Annotated in this window: 19 protein-coding genes; 8 read left to right on the top strand and 11 right to left on the bottom strand. The window is 60.4% G+C overall.

Features of this window, described 5'->3' with window-relative positions; genetic code table 11:
• Nucleotides 1–31: 31 nt before the first annotated feature.
• Complete coding sequence (gene rnt / locus AC19YX_RS17050) at nucleotides 32–709, bottom strand: ribonuclease T (RefSeq protein ID WP_020298583.1); 678 nt, start codon at nucleotides 707–709, stop codon at nucleotides 32–34.
• The gene (gene pyrC / locus AC19YX_RS17045) at nucleotides 706–1,752 is read right to left on the bottom strand and encodes a dihydroorotase (protein WP_421548635.1); all 1,047 of its coding nucleotides are present in this window, start codon (nucleotides 1,750–1,752) and stop codon (nucleotides 706–708) included. The genes rnt and pyrC overlap by 4 nt, the downstream gene beginning before the upstream one ends.
• Before the next feature lie 155 nt (nucleotides 1,753–1,907).
• Between pyrC and AC19YX_RS17040 the strand changes: the two genes are divergently transcribed.
• The 3 genes from AC19YX_RS17040 (at nucleotide 1,908) to AC19YX_RS17030 (ending at nucleotide 5,142) form a co-directional block, all read left to right on the top strand.
• Complete coding sequence (locus AC19YX_RS17040) at nucleotides 1,908–2,816, top strand: flagellar protein MotY (RefSeq protein WP_500606648.1); 909 nt, start codon at nucleotides 1,908–1,910, stop codon at nucleotides 2,814–2,816.
• 129 nt (nucleotides 2,817–2,945) lie between these two features.
• Nucleotides 2,946–4,163: an argininosuccinate synthase gene (locus tag AC19YX_RS17035; protein ID WP_020298586.1), complete on the top strand. Its 1,218-nt coding sequence runs from the start codon at nucleotides 2,946–2,948 to the stop codon at nucleotides 4,161–4,163.
• Nucleotides 4,164–4,515: 352 nt separating this feature from the next.
• A complete protein-coding gene (locus AC19YX_RS17030; protein WP_020298587.1) occupies nucleotides 4,516–5,142 on the top strand; it encodes a response regulator transcription factor in 627 nt (208 codons plus the stop codon).
• A gap of 110 nt (nucleotides 5,143–5,252) precedes the next feature.
• Here the strand turns inward: AC19YX_RS17030 and AC19YX_RS17025 are convergent, their stop codons facing one another.
• The 8 genes from AC19YX_RS17025 to metG form a co-directional block, all read right to left on the bottom strand.
• Complete coding sequence (locus AC19YX_RS17025; protein WP_020298588.1) at nucleotides 5,253–5,432, bottom strand: PA3496 family putative envelope integrity protein; 180 nt, start codon at nucleotides 5,430–5,432, stop codon at nucleotides 5,253–5,255.
• Between the two features lie 107 nt (nucleotides 5,433–5,539).
• Entirely contained in the window at nucleotides 5,540–6,178 is a 639-nt protein-coding gene (nth, locus tag AC19YX_RS17020; protein WP_078471927.1) for an endonuclease III, read from the bottom strand.
• Nucleotides 6,179–6,185: 7 nt separating this feature from the next.
• The gene (locus AC19YX_RS17015) at nucleotides 6,186–6,779 is read right to left on the bottom strand and encodes an Rnf-Nqr domain containing protein (protein WP_500606647.1); all 594 of its coding nucleotides are present in this window, start codon (nucleotides 6,777–6,779) and stop codon (nucleotides 6,186–6,188) included.
• Entirely contained in the window at nucleotides 6,772–7,383 is a 612-nt protein-coding gene (locus tag AC19YX_RS17010; protein ID WP_500606646.1) for an RnfABCDGE type electron transport complex subunit G, read from the bottom strand. The genes AC19YX_RS17015 and AC19YX_RS17010 overlap by 8 nt, the downstream gene beginning before the upstream one ends.
• On the bottom strand, nucleotides 7,380–8,381 hold the full coding sequence (locus AC19YX_RS17005) for an RnfABCDGE type electron transport complex subunit D (RefSeq protein WP_421548633.1): 1,002 nt from the start codon (nucleotides 8,379–8,381) through the stop codon (nucleotides 7,380–7,382). The genes AC19YX_RS17010 and AC19YX_RS17005 overlap by 4 nt, the downstream gene beginning before the upstream one ends.
• Nucleotides 8,368–9,582 (bottom strand): electron transport complex subunit RsxB, encoded by a 1,215-nt coding sequence (gene rsxB / locus AC19YX_RS17000; RefSeq protein ID WP_500606645.1) that lies wholly within the window; start codon nucleotides 9,580–9,582, stop codon nucleotides 8,368–8,370. Before rsxB ends, AC19YX_RS17005 begins: the two co-directional genes overlap by 14 nt.
• Nucleotides 9,579–10,166, bottom strand: coding sequence for an Rnf-Nqr domain containing protein (locus tag AC19YX_RS16995; protein WP_500606644.1), 588 nt, complete (start codon nucleotides 10,164–10,166; stop codon nucleotides 9,579–9,581). Before AC19YX_RS16995 ends, rsxB begins: the two co-directional genes overlap by 4 nt.
• Nucleotides 10,167–10,298: 132 nt before the next feature.
• Nucleotides 10,299–12,350, bottom strand: a complete 2,052-nt coding sequence (metG, locus tag AC19YX_RS16990) for a methionine--tRNA ligase (RefSeq protein WP_078471921.1) — start codon at nucleotides 12,348–12,350, stop codon at nucleotides 10,299–10,301.
• A 291-nt stretch (nucleotides 12,351–12,641) separates the two neighbouring features.
• On the opposite strand from metG, the gene apbC reads away from it, so the two are divergent.
• A complete protein-coding gene (gene apbC, locus AC19YX_RS16985) occupies nucleotides 12,642–13,736 on the top strand; it encodes an iron-sulfur cluster carrier protein ApbC (RefSeq protein WP_500606643.1) in 1,095 nt (364 codons plus the stop codon).
• A gap of 58 nt (nucleotides 13,737–13,794) precedes the next feature.
• On the opposite strand, the gene AC19YX_RS16980 is transcribed toward apbC, so the two are convergent.
• Nucleotides 13,795–14,553, bottom strand: a complete 759-nt coding sequence (locus tag AC19YX_RS16980; RefSeq protein ID WP_201127614.1) for an SDR family oxidoreductase — start codon at nucleotides 14,551–14,553, stop codon at nucleotides 13,795–13,797.
• A 157-nt stretch (nucleotides 14,554–14,710) separates the two neighbouring features.
• Here AC19YX_RS16980 and AC19YX_RS16975 point away from each other — a divergent pair, with 157 nt between their 5' ends.
• The 4 genes from AC19YX_RS16975 (at nucleotide 14,711) to groL (ending at nucleotide 18,225) form a co-directional block, all read left to right on the top strand.
• Complete coding sequence (locus tag AC19YX_RS16975) at nucleotides 14,711–15,442, top strand: HugZ family pyridoxamine 5'-phosphate oxidase (protein ID WP_500606642.1); 732 nt, start codon at nucleotides 14,711–14,713, stop codon at nucleotides 15,440–15,442.
• A 66-nt stretch (nucleotides 15,443–15,508) separates the two neighbouring features.
• The gene (locus tag AC19YX_RS16970; protein WP_020298599.1) at nucleotides 15,509–15,985 is read left to right on the top strand and encodes an FxsA family protein; all 477 of its coding nucleotides are present in this window, start codon (nucleotides 15,509–15,511) and stop codon (nucleotides 15,983–15,985) included.
• A gap of 253 nt (nucleotides 15,986–16,238) precedes the next feature.
• Nucleotides 16,239–16,532 carry a co-chaperone GroES gene (locus AC19YX_RS16965; RefSeq protein ID WP_019827816.1) on the top strand — a complete coding sequence of 98 codons (294 nt, stop codon included), beginning with the start codon at nucleotides 16,239–16,241 and terminating at the stop codon, nucleotides 16,530–16,532.
• Between the two features lie 49 nt (nucleotides 16,533–16,581).
• Nucleotides 16,582–18,225, top strand: coding sequence for a chaperonin GroEL (gene groL / locus AC19YX_RS16960; protein ID WP_020298600.1), 1,644 nt, complete (start codon nucleotides 16,582–16,584; stop codon nucleotides 18,223–18,225).
• Nucleotides 18,226–18,815: the final 590 nt, after the last annotated feature.

Raw genomic sequence — 18,815 nt, 5'->3', positions numbered from 1 at the left:
GTTTTTTCATGGGGACGATTTGGCAACCGAATCAGTCGTCGAAGTCTGCCCAGCCGCCCATTTCCTTCCAGCGGTTGACGATGCCGCAGAACAGGTCGGCGGTCTTCTCGGTGTCGTAGCGAGCCGAGTGGGCCTCACGTCCGTCGAAGTCGATATCGGCCGCCTGACACGCTTTGGCCAGCACGGTTTGGCCATAGGCCAGGCCGGCCAGGGTGGCGGTGTCGAAGCTGGAGAAGGGGTGGAAGGGGTTGCGCTTCATGTCCAGGCGCGCGACCGCAGCATTGAGGAAGCCCAGGTCGAAGCTGCTGTTATGGCCCACCAGGATCGCGCGCTTGCAGCCATTGGCTTTCAGCGCCTTGCGCACACTGCGGAAGATGTCGGTCAGTGCTGTTTCTTCACTGACAGCCATGCGCAATGGATGGTCGAGCTTGATGCCGGTGAATTCCAGCGCAGCGGCTTCGATATTGGCACCCTCGAAGGGTTCTACACGGAAAAACAGCGTGTGTTCGGGGAACACGAAGCCCTTTTCATCCATGCCGATGATGGTCGCGGCGATTTCCAGCAGCGCATCGGTGGCCGAGTTGAAACCACCGGTCTCAACATCGATGACGACCGGCAGGTAGCCACGAAAGCGGGCCGCCATCGGATGACGGGAACCGCCACCGCCACCATGACCGTCCTGTTCGTCGTCGAAATGGTCTTCACTCACGAGTGTTTCTCCAGCAGGCGCCAGCGCAGTTTTTCACCGGCGCGCAGCGGGATGACAGTCAGCTCGCCGAACGGCAGGCTGGCAGGGGCGGTCCATTCTTCACGGACCAGGGTGATGCTATCGGTGTTCACGGGCAGGCCGTAGAAGCGCGGGCCGTTGAGGCTGGCGAATCCTTCGAGCTTGTCCAGCGCGTTGCGCTGTTCAAATGCCTCGGCGTACAACTCGATTGCGGCGTAAGCGGTGTAGCAGCCGGCGCAGCCGCAGGCGGCTTCCTTGGCGTGCTGCGCGTGTGGCGCGGAGTCGGTCCCCAGGAAGAACTTGGTGCTGCCACCGGTGGCGGCGTCGAGCAGGGCTTCCTGGTGGGTATTGCGCTTGAGAATCGGCAGGCAATAGAAGTGCGGGCGAATCCCGCCAACCAGCATGTGGTTGCGGTTGTACAGCAGGTGATGGGCGGTGATGGTTGCGCCAACGTTGACCGAGGCCTCGTTGACGAACTGCACGGCTTCACGGGTGGTGATGTGCTCGAAGACCACTTTCAGGGTCGGGAACCGCTCGACGACGCGGCGCATATGCTCGTCGATGAAAATCTTCTCGCGGTCGAATACATCGACGTCGCCACGGGTCACTTCGCCGTGGATCAGCAACGGCAAACCGACTTCGGCCATGGCCTCAAGCGCCGGGAGGATCTTGTCGATACTGGTGACGCCGGAGTCCGAGTTGGTGGTCGCGCCGGCCGGATAGAGCTTGGCGGCATGCACGAAGCCACTGGCCTTGGCCGTACGAATATCTTCAGGCTGGGTCAGGTCGGTCAGGTAGAGCACCATCAGCGGCTCGAAGCGGCTGCCGGCCGGCCGCGCAGCGAGAATGCGCTGGCGATAGGTGTCGGCTTGCTCGGCGTTGCGCACCGGGGGTACCAGGTTAGGCATGATGATGGCGCGACCAAAGGTGCGCGCGACATCCGCGACGGTATTGGTCAACACGGCACCATCGCGAAGATGTATATGCCAGTCGTCGGGACGCAGCAGGGTCAGGCGGTCGGACATTGGGGATTCCAGGCGGGTCAAACTCGGGGGAATGCTACCGGAAAAGACTCATCCAGGCACTCGCTATCAAGTTTTGCGTAAAGCTTCCGATATCCCGTAGGTGTGCCGTAAACGGGCATGTTGATTTTGATCTGTACAAGTCAGTGGAGCCTCCCGTGCGCCAGCATTATCTAGTCCTGCTCAGCGTGTTTGCCAGCCTGCCTGCGATGGCTCTCACTTTCCAGACCCGTCTGGAGAGCATTGAGTGGACGGTCGAAGGCGACAAATTCGAGTGCCGCCTGACTCAGCCGATCACCGATTTCGGCTCCGGCGAGTTCGTGCGCCGGGCAGGTGAGCAGGCGACTTTCCGCCTCAAGAGCTTCAATCCGATGCAGGGTGGGGGCTCGGCGACCTTGCTCGCCGCGGCAGCACCCTGGCAGCCGGGGCGCGGTGATATCGACCTGGGCGCGGTCAAGGCCGGTAGCGGCGGGGTGATGTTCAATAGCTCGCAGGTGCAGGCTGGCCGGCTGATCAACGGTTTGCTGGATGGGCGCAGCCCGGTGGTGCGTCACTACTCCCGCGAAGGCGGTGTGTCCGAAGTGCGTCTGTTGCCGGTGAAATTCAGCAAGGCCTACAGTGACTATCAAAGCTGCACGGCGAAGTTGTTGCCGATGAATTACGAACAGGTGAAGCAGGCCGAGATCGGTTTCCCGGGCACCGGCACCGAGCTGGATGCCCAGGCCAAGGCCAAGCTGCAAGTGATCCTGGAGTTTCTCAAGGCCGATCCCACGGTCAATCACATCGAGCTGGACGGGCATTCCGACAACAGCGGCAACCGCCTGACCAACCGCGATCTGTCGCGGCGCAGGGCGCTGGCAGTGTTGGATTACCTGAAGGCCAATGGCATACCCGAATCACAGATCACCATGCGTTTTCACGGTGAGCGTTACCCGTTGGCCCCCAATACCAACCCGGCCAATCGGGCCAAGAACCGTCGGGTCAATGTGCACCTGGAGCGTGTCGCTCCTGTCGAAAAGCCGGCGCCTCAAGCCGCCGCCACACCCAATGCCGCGGCGACGTCCTGAAACGGCTGTAGTCGTCGCGCGCTCGACATAATCTGTCGCTTCGTCGTCATAAGCTGTCGCGCCTCTGTAAATTATCCGCGTTGATCGGTAGACTTGACGGCTTTCCGTACAACCCCGTGGAGTGATGGCATGGCGGACGTTAACAAGGTCGTTCTGGCGTATTCCGGCGGCCTGGACACTTCGGTGATCCTCAAGTGGCTGCAGGATACTTATAACTGTGAAGTGGTGACTTTTACCGCCGATCTGGGTCAGGGCGAAGAGGTCGAACCTGCACGTGCCAAGGCGCAAGCCATGGGCGTGAAAGAGATTTATATCGACGACCTGCGCGAAGAGTTTGTCCGCGATTTCGTTTTCCCGATGTTCCGCGCCAACACCGTTTACGAAGGTGAGTACCTGCTGGGTACGTCTATCGCGCGTCCGTTGATCGCCAAGCGTTTGATCGAAATTGCCAACGAAACCGGCGCCGACGCCATTTCCCATGGCGCCACCGGCAAAGGCAACGACCAGGTTCGTTTCGAACTGGGCGCTTATGCCCTCAAGCCGGGCGTGAAAGTGATTGCTCCTTGGCGCGAGTGGGACCTGCTGTCCCGCGAGAAGCTGATGGACTACGCCGAGAAGCACAACATCCCGATCGAGCGTCACGGCAAGAAGAAATCCCCGTACTCGATGGATGCCAACCTGCTGCACATCTCATATGAAGGCGGCGTGCTGGAAGACACCTGGACCGAGCACGAAGAAGACATGTGGCGTTGGACCGTCTCCCCGGAGAAGGCTCCCGACACCCCGCAGTACCTGGAACTGACCTACCGCAACGGCGACATCGTGGCACTGGACGGCGTTGAAATGACTCCGGCTACCGTGCTCGCGACCCTGAACCGTATCGGTGGCGAACACGGTATCGGCCGCCTCGACATCGTCGAGAACCGTTACGTCGGCATGAAGTCCCGTGGCTGCTACGAAACCCCGGGCGGCACCATCATGCTGCGTGCGCACCGCGCCATCGAGTCCATCACCCTGGACCGTGAAGTGGCTCACCTCAAAGACGAGCTGATGCCCAAGTACGCCAGCCTGATCTACACCGGCTACTGGTGGAGCCCTGAGCGTCTGATGCTGCAACAGATGATCGACGCTTCCCAGGCTCACGTTAACGGTGTGGTTCGCCTGAAACTGTACAAAGGCAACGTGATCGTTACCGGTCGCAAGTCCGATGAGTCGCTGTTCGACGCCAACATCGCAACCTTTGAAGAAGATGGCGGTGCCTATAACCAGGCAGACGCTGCCGGCTTCATCAAGTTGAATGCCTTGCGTATGCGCATTGCGGCCAACAAAGGTCGGACACTGTTCTGATTCTTGAACCGCTGTGAAAAAGCCCTGCCTTGTGCAGGGCTTTTTTGTGCTCGGTAACTCGGTTGCTCTAGTTGTGAGTCTTATCGCGCAATTAACCAATGCATGCACTACGAGGTGTTTTTCGAAGTGATATGGATAGTTGATTATTAATACGAAAAGTAGCAGGTATACAGAACTATCTTAAATTAGCTAGTTGCAAGGATGTCGCCTTTTGACTGTTTTTGTAAGGCAAATCCTCATTGTTTGTAAGGATCGTCTCTGTACTGCTGTAGCCCATGGGCACGCGGTGCCAAGGGCAGGATGGCGGGTTATTGTGTGGATTAACAATTATGCCTTGAATTCGGAAGTGCCTATGAAAAGAGTATTGATCGTGGATGATCACCCCGTCATTCGTCTGGCGGTGCGCATGCTGATGGAACGCCATGGTTTCAAGGTGATTGCCGAGGCAGACAATGGTTTGGATGCGTTGCAACTCGCACTTGAGTTGATGCCGGATATTTTGATACTGGATATCGGCATTCCAAAACTTGATGGTCTGGAAGTTATAACCCGTCTGACTTCAAAAGCGATGACTATTAAGATATTGGTATTGACCCTGCAACTACCCGGGCCCTTTTCAATGCGTTGCATGCAGGCCGGCGCCGCTGGTTATATCTGCAAGCAACAGGACATCACTGAACTGATCAGTGCGATCAAGGCGGTGGAGGCCGGTTACAGTTACTTTCCCAACGAAGCCTTACACACGTTGCGGTCCTGCCAGGGCTTGTCCACTGAAGAGGAGATGGTGGAATTGCTCTCGGCAAGGGAGTTGATGGTGTTGAAGCAACTCACCTCCGGCTTGAGTAACAAGGAGATTGCCGAAGGCCTGAGTTTGAGCAACAAGACGGTGAGCACCTACAAGCGGCGGCTGCTGTCCAAGCTCAATGCCCGCTCGCTGGTGGACCTGATTGAATTTGCCCAGCGCCATAAGCTGGCGTGAACAACGAGTGGATGGAGTTTGCTCCGGCGAAGGGATGAAGGACAGGCGCCAAGTCGCCGGGTAGACCTGGCGCCGACAGGAAGGCCCGAGTGGCTGGGGCTTTCCTGGAATTACAGATCGAAGTCGTAATCGGCCAGCTGCTTTTGCAGGCGGCGTTCTTCGAGGAGGTTGTCAATGGTGCGGCGCTTGTTCAGGTTGGTCTTTGCCACCTCAACCACCGGCTCAGCCTCTTCTGGTTCAACAGCAATAAAATCGTCTTCTACGTCCAGTTGTTCTTTGCCAGTGCTCATAAGGTCAACTCCAGGCTAAGACTGCCATTGGCGCTCCTTATAGCGATATTCTCCTGGCGGGTAAAAAAGATTTTTTCAATCGACCGATCATCAAAATCAATGGTTACTCAATCGTCCGAAGTCTTTTGCTTGTATTCGCACAAGTCTTCGATCCGGCAACTGCCGCAGCGCGGCTTGCGCGCCAGGCACACATAGCGCCCATGGAGGATCAGCCAGTGATGGGCATCAAGGAGAAACTCCTTGGGCACAAACTTCATCAGCTTGGTTTCCACTTCCACCACATTCTTGCCGGGCGCGATCCCGGTCCGGTTGCTGACCCGAAAAATATGCGTGTCGACGGCCATGGTCAGCTGGCGAAACGCCGTGTTGAGCACCACATTGGCGGTCTTGCGGCCGACGCCGGGCAGGGCCTCGAGCTCTTCGCGGGTTTGCGGGACTTCACCGTTATGGCGCTCCAGCAGCAGGCGGCAGGTTTCGATGACGTTCTTTGCCTTGCTGTTGTACAGGCCGATGGTCTTGATGTACTGGGACAGGCCTTCGACCCCCAAGGCGTAAATGGCCGCCGGCGTATTGGCCACCGGATACAGTTTGGCCGTCGCCTTGTTGACCCCGACGTCGGTGGATTGGGCCGATAAAATCACCGAGATCAGCAGTTCGAATGGCGACGAGTAGGCCAATTCGGTTTTTGGTTCGGGATTGTCTTCGTGAAACCGTCGGAATATTTCCAGGCGTTTTGCGGCATTCATGGGTGATTCAGTTCCTTGAAGGCGGTCGGTGTGAGGTTGAGGCCCAGGCCTGTCTGGCTGCCAGCAGCAAGCCCAGCAGTATAAAACCGCCGGGGGCGAGGCTCAGCAGGCGCAGATTGCCGTGTAGGCTGACGATCCAGGCCGGCCAGTCGGCCCCGTAGCGGCCGGCCAGCCATCCGAGATGGTTGCCCAAAGAGCCGCTGCCCAGCACTTCACGCAAGGCACCCAGGGTGATCAGCAACAGGCAGAACGCGCCGATCTGGCGCACTTGCCCTTGGCCATTGAAGAAACCACCGTGTTCCAGCAGTACGCATTGCAGCGCGATCAGGCCCAGGTAAATCCCCAGTTGCTGATGCAGTTCAAAGGCCCAGGCTTGCATCGCCAGGGCTGCGCAACTGCTCAGTGTGGCGCTGAGCAGCAGGCCGGCCAGCCATTGCAGGTCACTGCTGATCAGGCGTCGCAGGCCTTTCATGCCCAGGGCGTACAGGCTGATGACCAGCACTGATGCCAGCGACAGGCCCACTGCCTTGACCAGGGAGTCGCTGGCACCGATCAGCGCCACCAGCGTCAGTGAATAGTGCAGTGCAGAGGGCTTATTCATTGGCCGCACCTGTCAGCAGTTGATCCCGGTGTTCGTCGAAATAGCGCAGCGCATCATGCAGGGCGTTGATCACCGCCCGAGAAGTGATGGTGGCGCCGGCCATCTGATCGAACTGCCCCTGGTCTTTCTTCAGGGCCCAGGCGTTGTCGGCGGGATCGTTGCGCGATTTGCCAGCAAAACCTTGCAGCCAGCCATTGGGTTGTTCGGCGATCCGCCCACCCAGGCCCGGGGTTTCCCCTTGCTTGAGGCTTTTGCTGCCCAGCAGCCGGCCATTGGCATCGATGGCGATCAACAGCTCGATGGGGCCCGCATATCCTGTGACCTGGCTGCGGAGCAACACCGCGCTGGGTTGGCCGGCGCGGCTGGCGCGGTAACCGCCGAGCAGGGTGCTGTTGCTTAGAACCAGATGCTGGAGGGGCAACGGCTGGTCCAGGGGTTGATTGTCGTAGCTGCCCACAGGCAGCAGATCGAGCAGTTCGCGGGCTTGGCTCGCCCGTTGTTCGGCAGCGATTCGCGGGCTGGCGGCCTGCTGGGCGAAATAGCTCACCGCGATGCCAGCGCCGGCCAGCAGCACCAGCATCAACACACTCCGGCGGCGGCTCATGCTTGCGCCTGCGCGACGGGAGCGACCAAACGCTCCAGGGCGGGAACGGCCAGGTTCATCAGCAGCACGGCAAAGGCTACGCCATCCGGGTAACCGCCCCAGGTGCGGATCAGGTACGTCAGCAGGCCCACGCCGACACCGAACAGCAGCCGCGCCTTGGCGGCTTTCGGGCCGGAGATGGGCTCGGTGACGATAAAAAACGCACCGAGCATGCTGGCACCGGTGAGCAGGTGGAAAAATGGCGAGCCGTGGGAGTCCGAACCCGAGCCGTTCCAGCACAGCAGGCTGATGATAAACAGGCTGCCGAGCATGCCAACAGGGGCGTGCCAGCTGATTACCCGTTGTTGCAGCAAGAAGAGGCCGCCGGCCAGAAAGGCCAGGTTGACCCATTCGCTGCCGCGGCCGCCGAAATGGCCGAAGGCCGCATTGCCGGCGAACAGCTCGTCGATGGTCAGGCTTTTATTGATCCGCAGGCTGTCCAGTGCCGTGGCCTGGGCCCAGGCGTCCGGCACTTCCGATCCGAAATCGACGCCGAAGATCTGCTGCAGGCCGCCGAGCAGGTCCATGCCGTGGGACGTCGGCCAATGAGTCATCTGTTGCGGGAAGCACACCAGCATCAGCGCGTAGCCGAGCATCGCCGGGTTGAACGGGTTTTTACCCAGGCCTCCGTACAGGTGCTTGCCCAGCAGCAGGGCGCTGGCACTGGCACTGACGGTCAGCCACCAGGGGCAATAGGGCGGCAATGCCAGGGCGAGCAAGGTGGCGCTGACCAGGGCGCTGCCGTCGCCGAGGGATGGCTTCAGCGGCCAGGCACGTAGCCGCAGCACTGCAGCTTCTACCGCCAAGGCCGTGGCGCCGGCCAATAACCCATTGATCAGCACCCCCCAACCGTAAAACCACACCAGCACCAACACCCCGGGCAAGGTGGCCAGCAGCACCCGCTGCATGGCCTGCTGCAGGCGTGGTTCCGGCTGGGCCAGGTGTTCAGTTGGGGGCATGGGCCTGCACCTGGCGCTCGGCTTCGGCCAATCGTTCGCGGGCCTTGGCCAGCAGCTCTGGCGAAGTGTCGGCATGGCGCTCGAGCTTGCTCACCTCGGCCCGGGCGTAAGCCAGTTCGGTTTTCAGTTGGCGCAGTTGAGTGTCGATCGGGCGTTTCTCGACCCGGGTCAGGTTCGGCGCCGGTTTCGCGCTTGCCGCCTCGGCAGCGTGCAGGGCCTGCTCGGCCTCGGCCAGGGCCGCGCTCAAGACGGCCAGCTGTGCCTCGGGAGCGGCATCGCTCTGGGCTTTTTTCAGCTCGGCGCGGCGCATGGCCAGCTGGATCTTGGCTTTCTTGAGATCCGGGTCCTTGGCTGCGGGCGCTGCCGTGGGAGCGGGGGCCGTGGATTCAAGTTCGGCCAGGACCTGCTCGGCCGCCTCGAATTGGCGTTGCAGGATGATCAACTGCGCCTGCTGCTCAAAGGTCGGTGGATGACCGAAGGCTTTCAGGGATTTGTTCAACTGCGCGCGGCTCATGGCCAGATCGATCTTGGCTTTTTTCAGCGCCGCATCGGCTGCCGCCGCTTTTTGCGCGCGAACCCGTTCGACGGCCGCCTGCACCGGATTCAGGCTGCTGGTGCTGGTGCTGGCCTGCACGGCGCGCTGCGCCCGGGCTTGGCGTTCGGCCAGTTTTTGCTGTTCTTCACGTTGCAGTCGGGCGTTGCGCTGCTCGAAGCGGCGCCGGGCATGGTCGCGCTTGGCATTGCGGGCGCGTTGCTGTGCGAGGTCGGGCGCCAGGCCGCCGACGATCGGCAGCACGCTGGCCAATGGCAGCGGCTGCATCTCAATGCAATCGACCGGGCAGGGCGCCACGCAAAGGTCGCAACCGGTGCACTCGTCGATGATCACGGTGTGCATCAGCTTCGCCGCGCCGACGATGGCATCCACCGGGCAGGCTTGTATGCACTTGGTGCAGCCGATGCACTCGGCCTCGCGGATAAAGGCGATCTGCGCCGGGGCCGAGCCGCGGCTGGTGTCCAGTTCCAGTACCGGAACCTGCAGCAACCGGGCGAGGCCGGCAATGGTTTCGCTGCCACCCGGTGGGCACTTGTTGATCGCCTCGCCGTCGGCAATGCCCTGGGCGTAGGGTTTGCATCCGGGATGGCCGCATTTACCGCACTGGGTCTGCGGCAGCAGGGCATCGATGCGTTGAATCAGACTCATGTCTTGATCAGTCCGTTGAAGCCGAGAAAGGCCACTGCCATCAGCCCGGCGCTGATCAGGTCGACCGGCAGGCCGCGAAAGGGCAGGGGCACATCGTTATCTAGAATGCGCTGGCGCAGGTCGTTGAACAGGCTCAACACCAGCCAGAAACCCAGGCCTGAGCCCAGGCCGAGTGCGGCCACATGCACCACGCCCTGAGTGCCCTGGGCATCCAGGAGCAGCAGGCCAAGCACGCCAGCGTTGCCGAGCAACAGTGGCCAGAGGTGGTCGAAGGGCAGTTGCGGCAGGGCACGAGCCAGCAGCTTCAACAGCGGGCTGACCAGCAGGGCGCAGAGCGGCAGAAACACCAGGAGCTTGAGTGAAGTCAGCTGCAACGGAACCAGCAGCGCCTGATACAGCACATGCCCGCTCACCCCGCACAGCAGCATCAGGCACGTGGTGGCCAGCCCGAGGGCATGCACTTGACGGCGAGTCGCCGGCGCCGGACGTTGGCTGCGCAACAGCGGATCGAGGCCCAGTGGCCAGTGCAACACCAGGTTATTGATCAGGGCAGCGCTGATAAGCGTGAGCAGTATGTCGGTCATGGACGTGGCCGGTGAGGGCAGGCGTGTAGCCTAAAGGTTAGGCATTATCCGGCAGCGCGCAGGGTCGGGCCAGATATGAAAATCCCCCCGTCACGCAAAGGCGTGGCGGGGGGATCGTGCCTGCGCGGGGGCTTACTTGATGCGCTGGCCAGGCTTGGCGCCGCTGTCCGGGCTCAGCAGGTAGATCTCTTCGCCGCCAGGGCCGGCGGCCATCACCATGCCTTCGGAAATGCCGAAACGCATTTTCCGTGGCTTGAGGTTGGCGATCATCATGGTCAGGCGGCCTTCGAGCTTGGACGGATCCGGGTAGGCGCTCTTGATCCCGGAGAACACGTTGCGCTGCTCATCACCGATATCCAGGGTCAGGCGCAGCAGCTTGTCAGCACCTTCCACGGCCTCGGCCTTGAGGATCAAGGCAACGCGCAGGTCGACCGCGGCAAAGGCGTCGAACTCGATCTCCGGCGACAGTGGGTCCTTGGCCAGCTCGCCGTTGCCGGCAGGTGCCGCTTCACCGGTGTCGGTGGCGCTGGCGGTCAGGTCTTCTTTGGAAGCGTCGGTCATGGCTTGCACTTTTACCGGGTCGATGCGGGTCATCAACGGTTTGAACTCGTTCAGTTGATGGTTGCTGAGCAGGGTGGCGTGGTCATTCCAGGTCAGCGGCGCGACGTTGAGGAAGGCCTCTGCATCGGCGGCCAGCAGCGGTAGCACCGGCTTGAGGAAGATCACCAGTTGGCGGAACAGGTTGATGCCCAGCGCGCAGATGGCCTGGACTTCGTCTTGCTTGCCTTCCTGTTTGTTCAGTGACCAGGGGGCCTTGTCGGCGATCCAGGCGTTGGCGCGGTCGGCCAGGCCCATGATTTCACGCATGGCTCGGGCAAAGTCGCGGGCCTCGTAGGCCTCGGCGATGCTCGGCGCGGCAGCCAGGAAAGCGTCAGTCAGTTCCGGCGCGGCATTGCCCGCCACCAGCACCCCGGCGTTGCCCTTGTGGATGAACCCGGCGCAACGGCTGGCGATGTTGACGACTTTGCCCACCAGGTCGGAGTTGACCTTCTGCACGAAGTCTTCGAGGTTCAGGTCCAGGTCATCGACCCCACGGCTCAGCTTGGCCGCGTAGTAGTAACGCAGGTATTCCGGCGACAGGTGGTCGAGGTAGGTCCGGGCCTTGACGAAGGTGCCACGGGACTTGGACATCTTCTGACCGTTGACGGTCAGGTAGCCGTGTACGTTGATGCCGGTAGGCTTGCGGAACCCGGCACCTTCGAGCATGGCGGGCCAGAACAGGGCGTGGAAGTTGACGATGTCCTTGCCGATGAAGTGATACAGCTCGGCGCTGGAATCCTTGGCCCAGAACGCATCGAAATCCAGTTCCGGACGGCGGGCGCACAGGTTCTTGAAGCTGGCCATGTAGCCGATCGGCGCGTCCAGCCAGACATAGAAGTACTTGCCGGGCTCGTCCGGGATCTCGAAGCCGAAATACGGCGCATCGCGGGAGATGTCCCACTGTTGCAGGCCGGCGTCCAGCCACTCGGCGATCTTGTTGGCCACGGCGTCCTGCAGGGTGCCGCTGCGGGTCCAGGTTTGCAGCATTGCCTGGAAGTCCGGCAGCTTGAAGAAGAAGTGCTGGGAATCCTTGAGCACCGGGGTGGCGCCGGAGATCGCCGACTTCGGATCCTTCAGGTCGGTGGGGGCGTAGGTCGCACCGCATTTTTCGCAGTTGTCGCCGTATTGGTCCTCGGTGCCGCATTTCGGGCAGGTGCCCTTGATGAAGCGGTCGGCCAGGAACATTTTCTTTTCCGGGTCGAAATACTGGGTGATGGAGCGCTGGGCGATGTGCCCGGCGTCTCGCAGTTTCAGGTAGATCTGGCTCGACAGCTCACGGTTTTCTTCGGCGTGAGTGGAGTGGAAGTTATCGAAGTCCACCAGGAAGTCGGCAAAGTCGGCGCTGTGTTCAGCCTGGACGTTGGCGATCAATTGTTCCGGGGTGATGCCTTCTTTTTCCGCGCGCAGCATGATCGCCGAACCGTGGGCGTCGTCGGCGCAGACATAAATGCATTGGTTGCCGCGGTGCTTCTGGAAGCGCACCCACATGTCGGTCTGGATGTATTCCAGCATGTGGCCAAGATGGATCGAACCATTGGCATAGGGCAGGGCGCTGGTGACGAGGATCTTGCGTGGCTCGGACATGGGGCTCGGCTACTTGATGAAACGGAGGTCGGCCACTATAAAGCGCCGGCGCGGATTTTTCACCCCGTGAGCCTGTATCCAAGTGCGGCGCTCACAAAAACCGTAGCCAGGCCGCTGGCTTGTGCTGGGGGTGAAGTCGCCCCGAGCCGGTCGATGTGGCGCTGCCAGACTGACCGAATCAGTTCGGTTGCAACGACTTTGCCGGTCGGAGGGCGCAAGCTCCCTCGCCACGCATGTATGTCCGGCGTAGGATAGCCGCCTGTTTTTCCAGTCTTGTTATCGGAGTTGCCCATGAGCGCCGTCAATCGCGCAGCGGTGGAAGCCGTACTTCGCCAGTACACCGACCCTTACTTGAATCAGGACCCCGTCAGCGCCGGTTGCGTGCGGGTTATCGAGGTGCAGGGCGACCGTGTGTCGGTCCAGCTCGAGCTGGGCTACGCCGCCGATCTGTTCAAGAGCGGCTGGGCGCAGATGCTGCAACTGGCCATTGAAGGCCTGGACGGCGTGGCGAGCGCCAAGGTCGAGATCAGTAGCGTGATCGCCGCGCACAAGGCCCAGGCCCAGATTCCGGGCCTGGCCAACGTCAAGAACGTGGTCGCAGTGGCCTCCGGCAAGGGCGGTGTGGGCAAATCCACCACCGCCGCCAACCTGGCCCTGGCCCTGGCCCGCGAAGGCGCCAAGGTCGGCATCCTCGATGCTGATATCTACGGCCCGAGCCAGGGCATCATGTTCGGCATCGCCGAAGGCACTCGGCCGAAGATCAAGGACCAGAAGTGGTTTGTGCCGATCGAGTCCCATGGGGTCGAAGTCATGTCCATGGCCTTCCTTACCGACGACAACACGCCGATGGTCTGGCGCGGGCCGATGGTTTCCGGGGCATTGTTGCAACTGGTGACCCAGACCGACTGGGGCAACCTCGACTACCTGGTGATCGACATGCCGCCAGGCACCGGTGATATCCAGCTGACCCTGGCGCAGAAGGTGCCGGTGGCCGGTGCGGTGATCGTCACCACGCCACAGGACCTGGCCCTGCTCGACGCACGCAAGGGCGTGGAGATGTTCCGCAAGGTCAATATCCCGGTGCTGGGCGTCGTCGAAAACATGGCGGTGCACATTTGCTCCAACTGCGGCCACGCCGAGCACCTGTTCGGTGAAGGCGGCGGCGAGAAGCTGGCCAGCCAATACGATGTCGAGCTGCTGGCCTCGTTGCCGTTGTCGATGCTGATTCGCGAGCAGGCCGACGGTGGCAAGCCGACGGTGATCGCCGAGCCCGACAGCCAGATCGCCATGGTTTACCAGGAACTGGCGCGCCACGTCGGTGCGCGGATCGTGTTGCAGGAAGCCGCTGCACCGGCGATGCCGAATATCACCATCAGCGACGATTGATGAAGCCCTCTCCAGCGCAGGTTCCCGTGGAATAAGGAGCCTGCCTGGCAGGGGGGAGTCAGATCCGCAAGCCGCCATCCATTTCCAGGATGCGCCCGGTGTAATAGTCGTTTTCGAAGATGTAAGCCGCCGAATGGGCGATTTCTTCCGGTTTGCCCATGCGCTTGAGCGGAATGCCCGAGGTCATTTTTTCCAGGGCTTCGGGTTTCATGCCCAGGGTCATTTCGGTCTCGATAAAGCCGGGTGCGATGCCGGCTACGCGGATGCCGTAGCGCGCCAGTTCCTTGGCCCAGGTCACGGTAGCCGCGGCGACCCCGGCCTTGGCGGCCGAGTAGTTGGTCTGGCCCACGTTGCCGGCACGGGAGATCGAGGAAATATTGATGATGGCGCCGCTGTTTTTCAGCTCGACCATTTTTGCCGCGACTTCCCGAGTGCACAGGAACACCCCGGTCAGGTTGACGTCGATCACCGCCTGCCATTGGGCCAGGCTCATCTTGGTCATTTCGCCGTCCTTGACCTTGAGCAGCAGGCCGTCGCGCAGAATGCCCGCATTGTTGATCAGGCCGTGAATGGCTCCGAAGTCCTCGGCGACCTGGGCCACCATGTGCGTCACCTGTTCTTCATTGGCCACGTTGCACAGGTAGCTGCGAGCCTCGACACCCGCCGCGCGACAAGCGGCGACCGCCTGATCGAGTTTTTCCGGGTTGAGGTCGACCAGCGCCAACCGGGCGCCCTTGGCCGCGAAATACTCGGCCATGGAGCGGCCCAGACCCTGGCAACCGCCAGTGATAATGATTACTTTGTCAGTGAGTTGCATTCGCATGTCCCGCTAGCAGGTCAGAGTGGTTTTCCTTTGGGAAATCCCCGCGCCGGACATGGCCTGGCTGCAGATGAGAATTGCCCCGATGGCGTAACTGGAACACTGCTCCAGGCGCCCGTCCGTTTTCGACGGATTAGTTAAAAGGAGTCATAAAGTGAGCGTTGAAGCTGCCAAGAATGCACGAGAATTACTGCTCAAGGAATACCGCGGCGTATTGTCGACCCACTCCAAGGCCATGCCCGGTTTTCCCTTTGGTTCGGTGGTGCCCTATTGCCTGGATGAGCAGGGCCGGCCGCTGATCCTGATCAGCCGCATCGCCCAGCACTCCCATAACCTGCAGAAAGACCCCAAGTGCTCGTTGCTGGTGGGCGAGCGCGAAGCTGAAGATGTGCAGGCCGTGGGGCGCCTGACCTACCTCGCCGAAGCCGAAAAGCTTGAAGACAGCGCCGCCATCGACGCCGCTGCCGAGCGTTACTACCGCTACTTCCCCGAATCGCAGAATTACCATCAGGCCCACGATTTTGATTTCTGGGTCCTGAAGCCGGTTCGCCATCGCTATATCGGTGGCTTCGGCGCGATCCACTGGGTCGACCAGGTGACCCTGGCCAACCCGTTTGCCGGCAAGGGCGAAATCAGCATGGTCGAGCACATGAACAGCGACCATGGCAAAGCCATCGCCCACTATGTCGACCTGGCCGGGTTGCCCAAGACCGCGCCCGCGCACATGGTCGGGGTCGACACCGAGGGCATGCACCTGCGTATCGGCCAGGCGCTGTACTGGTTACCCTTTCCAAGCCTGTGTAATACGCCGACACAAGTGCGCGAGGCCCTGGTTTTCCTGGCCCACGCTGAACAATGGCCGAAAAATACGACCGCCGACGCTTGAATTCACGAATTGGCGACGTCATCTAGGGTCTATTGGAAGGCATTCTTCCGTAGAGGAAACCACTTGATGCGCCCTTTTCTGTTGCTCTTTCTGCTGTTCCCGGTGCTAGAGCTGTTTGTATTCGTCAAAGTCAGTGCTGCCATCGGGTTTTTCCCGGCGTTGCTGCTGATTATCCTCGGCTCGATGTTGGGGGTGCTGGTGCTGCGTGTCGCAGGCCTGGCCACGGCGTTGAAGGCCCGTGAAAGCCTGAACCGTGGCGAGTTGCCCGCGCAGACCATGCTCGAGGGCCTGATGATGGCCCTGGCCGGCGGTCTGCTGATCCTGCCGGGCTTCGTCAGCGACGTGCTTGGCCTGATCATGCTGCTGCCCCTGACTCGTCGCTTGCTGGCCAATAAAATGCGCCAGCGCGCCGAGGAACAGGCGATTCGTCAGCGAGCCTTTGCCGACGATATGCATGCCGCTCGCGGCGGTCCGGCGCCACAGCGTCCGGTCGGGCGTGAGCCGAATGTGATCGAAGGCGAGTTCGAGCACCGCGATTCGTGATTCAACCGCACATCGACACGGCACCTTGAAGGTGCCGTGTTGGTTTTCGGCGCCAGGAAAGTAAAAAATTTCACTGGGCCGCCCTTGTAATAAGCTTATGCGCCCTTATGTAACGGTCACCGCAAGGTTTCTGGTGGTTACGCCAGACAGACTTCCGCGGCTCGCTTGTCGAGTCGCAACCGGCAACGCCGGATTTGCTAACCCGCCGGCAACCACACCGGCCGCTTAAAACCACAATTAGGAGAGATCGACAATGAAGCTTCGTCCTCTGCATGACCGCGTCGTCATCCGTCGCAGCGAAGAAGAAAAGAAAACCGCTGGCGGGATCGTTCTGCCAGGTTCGGCTGCCGAAAAAGCCAACAGCGGTGAAATCCTTGCTGTCGGTACCGGCCGCGTGCTGGACAACGGTGAAGTACGTGCGCTGGCCGTGAAAGTGGGTGACAAGGTTGTGTTCGGCCCTTACTCCGGCAGCAACACTGTGAAAGTAGACGGCGAAGACCTGCTGGTAATGGCTGAGAACGAGATTCTCGCTGTTATCGAAGGCTGATTTCCCGCTCATTTTCCCGTTACTACAAAGTATTTAAGGAATATCGATCATGGCTGCTAAAGAAGTTAAATTCGGCGATTCCGCCCGTAAGAAAATGCTCGCCGGTGTCAACGTCCTGGCTGACGCAGTAAAAGCGACCCTGGGCCCGAAAGGCCGTAATGTGATCATCGAGAAGAGCTTCGGCGCTCCGACCATCACCAAGGACGGCGTTTCCGTCGCCAAAGAAATCGAGCTGAAAGATCGCTTCGAAAACATGGGCGCGCAGCTGGTCAAAGACGTTGCCTCCCGTGCCAACGATGACGCAGGCGACGGCACCACCACCGCTACCGTTCTGGCTCAGTCGATCGTCAACGAAGGCCTGAAAGCCGTCGCTGCCGGCATGAACCCAATGGACCTCAAGCGCGGTATCGACAAAGCGACCATCGCTATCGTCAAAGAGCTCAAAGCCCTGTCCAAGCCTTGTGCTGACACCAAGGCCATCGCTCAGGTCGGCACTATCTCGGCCAACTCCGACAGCTCCATCGGCGACATCATTGCCGAAGCCATGGAAAAAGTCGGTAAAGAAGGCGTGATCACCGTTGAAGAAGGCTCGGGCCTGGAAAACGAACTGTCGGTTGTTGAAGGCATGCAGTTCGACCGTGGCTACCTGTCCCCGTACTTCGTCAACAAGCCAGAGACCATGACTGCCGAGCTGGACGGTCCGCTGATCCTGCTGGTTGACAAGAAAATCTCCAACATCCGCGAAATGTTGCCAGTACTGGAAGCCGTTGCCAAAGCCGGCCGTCCACTGCTGATCGTGGCCGAAGACGTTGAAGGCGAAGCCCTGGCGACTCTGGTTGTGAACAACATGCGTGGCATCGTCAAAGTCGCTGCCGTCAAGGCACCGGGCTTCGGCGACCGTCGCAAGGCAATGCTGCAGGACATCGCTGTTCTGACTGGCGGTACCGTTATCTCCGAAGAGATCGGCCTGAGCCTGGAAAGCACTACCCTGGAACACCTGGGTAATGCCAAGCGCGTGATCCTGTCCAAAGAAAACACCACCGTGATCGACGGCGCTGGCGTTGAGACTGACATCCAGGCTCGCGTTCTGCAGATCCGTCAGCAAGTGGCTGACACTTCGTCCGACTACGACCGTGAAAAACTGCAAGAGCGTCTGGCCAAGCTGTCCGGCGGCGTTGCAGTGATCAAGGTTGGCGCTGGTTCCGAAGTTGAAATGAAAGAGAAGAAAGCCCGCGTTGAAGACGCCCTGCACGCTACCCGTGCAGCCGTTGAAGAAGGCGTGGTACCTGGCGGTGGCGTGGCACTGGTTCGCGCTCTGCAAGCCATCAGCGAACTGAAAGGCGACAACGCCGATCAGGACGTTGGTATCCAACTGCTGCGTCGCGCTGTTGAAGCGCCACTGCGTCAGATCGTTGCCAACTCCGGCGACGAGCCAAGCGTTGTGGTCGACAAGGTCAAGCAGGGTTCGGGTAACTACGGTTACAACGCTGCTACCGGCGAATACGGCGACATGATCGAAATGGGCATCCTTGACCCAGCTAAAGTGACTCGTTCGGCTCTGCAGGCAGCGGCTTCCATCGCCAGCCTGATGATCACCACCGAAGCGATGATCGCCGAGATCAAAGAAGACGCTCCAGCTGGCGGCGGTATGCCAGACATGGGCGGTATGGGCGGCATGGGCGGCATGATGTAGTGCGACGAGAGTCGCTATAGGTAGAAGCACCTAGCGGGCTACATCTTAGGTGATCACCGGTTGAACCGGTGATCACTTTCCCGCAGAAACAGCTTAAAAAACCCGAAGTCCGGGCGTCAAAACCCGGATTTCCGGCACTCACAAGGTGCTTAGAATTCGGCGTAATGTCGCCTATATATCGTGATTTTCTCTCTGGAAATCATCAGAACGATATGCGTACTGAGCTTGCAGATTTTGAATCACTGCGAGGGAGGTATGGGAAATCGTGTCCAAAGAGCTGGCCTGCTCCTATCTATAGGGCGCAAGCCATAGCTGTCATTGTCTCACCCGGAAACCGCAAGGTAGAGGGGCGCGAGACCTTTTGTTCAGCCAAAAGTAGCCTAGGGATAGTGCGTCGCTGGTAACGGCGGGGTGCGAAGCTTCCTGACAATGTAGTCCCATGATTCTGTGGTGTGTGGTCGCCGCGAGGCACCATGCAGACCCTGCGAGCAACACGCGGGTGAGACGCTAGGCTGGTTGGTATGGCCAACGTAAGTGAACTGCTGATAAACACCGTCAACCGCATGGAGCCAAAGTTGCTGATAGGCTTT

The sequence above is a fragment of the Pseudomonas sp. MF09150 genome, from assembly GCF_059862355.1.
The sequence above is the reverse complement of the archived record's forward strand: the minus strand, read 5'-3'. Positions and strand labels throughout refer to the sequence as shown.

What these genes read in the sequence shown, in the direction of transcription:
- AC19YX_RS16980 (WP_201127614.1), bottom strand. Translation starts at nt 14,553, where the DNA reads ATGCAACTCACTGACAAAGTAATCATTATCACTGGCGGTTGCCAGGGT.
- AC19YX_RS17035 (WP_020298586.1), top strand. Translation starts at nt 2,946, where the DNA reads ATGGCGGACGTTAACAAGGTCGTTCTGGCGTATTCCGGCGGCCTGGAC.
- AC19YX_RS16965 (WP_019827816.1), top strand. Translation starts at nt 16,239, where the DNA reads ATGAAGCTTCGTCCTCTGCATGACCGCGTCGTCATCCGTCGCAGCGAA.
- groL (WP_020298600.1), top strand. Translation starts at nt 16,582, where the DNA reads ATGGCTGCTAAAGAAGTTAAATTCGGCGATTCCGCCCGTAAGAAAATG.
- AC19YX_RS17010 (WP_500606646.1), bottom strand. Translation starts at nt 7,383, where the DNA reads ATGAGCCGCCGCCGGAGTGTGTTGATGCTGGTGCTGCTGGCCGGCGCT.
- metG (WP_078471921.1), bottom strand. Translation starts at nt 12,350, where the DNA reads ATGTCCGAGCCACGCAAGATCCTCGTCACCAGCGCCCTGCCCTATGCC.
- rsxB (WP_500606645.1), bottom strand. Translation starts at nt 9,582, where the DNA reads ATGAGTCTGATTCAACGCATCGATGCCCTGCTGCCGCAGACCCAGTGC.
- apbC (WP_500606643.1), top strand. Translation starts at nt 12,642, where the DNA reads ATGAGCGCCGTCAATCGCGCAGCGGTGGAAGCCGTACTTCGCCAGTAC.
- AC19YX_RS17025 (WP_020298588.1), bottom strand. Translation starts at nt 5,432, where the DNA reads ATGAGCACTGGCAAAGAACAACTGGACGTAGAAGACGATTTTATTGCT.
- pyrC (WP_421548635.1), bottom strand. Translation starts at nt 1,752, where the DNA reads ATGTCCGACCGCCTGACCCTGCTGCGTCCCGACGACTGGCATATACAT.
- nth (WP_078471927.1), bottom strand. Translation starts at nt 6,178, where the DNA reads ATGAATGCCGCAAAACGCCTGGAAATATTCCGACGGTTTCACGAAGAC.
- AC19YX_RS17030 (WP_020298587.1), top strand. Translation starts at nt 4,516, where the DNA reads ATGAAAAGAGTATTGATCGTGGATGATCACCCCGTCATTCGTCTGGCG.
- AC19YX_RS16995 (WP_500606644.1), bottom strand. Translation starts at nt 10,166, where the DNA reads ATGACCGACATACTGCTCACGCTTATCAGCGCTGCCCTGATCAATAAC.
- AC19YX_RS17005 (WP_421548633.1), bottom strand. Translation starts at nt 8,381, where the DNA reads ATGCCCCCAACTGAACACCTGGCCCAGCCGGAACCACGCCTGCAGCAG.
- AC19YX_RS17015 (WP_500606647.1), bottom strand. Translation starts at nt 6,779, where the DNA reads ATGAATAAGCCCTCTGCACTGCACTATTCACTGACGCTGGTGGCGCTG.
- AC19YX_RS16970 (WP_020298599.1), top strand. Translation starts at nt 15,509, where the DNA reads ATGCGCCCTTTTCTGTTGCTCTTTCTGCTGTTCCCGGTGCTAGAGCTG.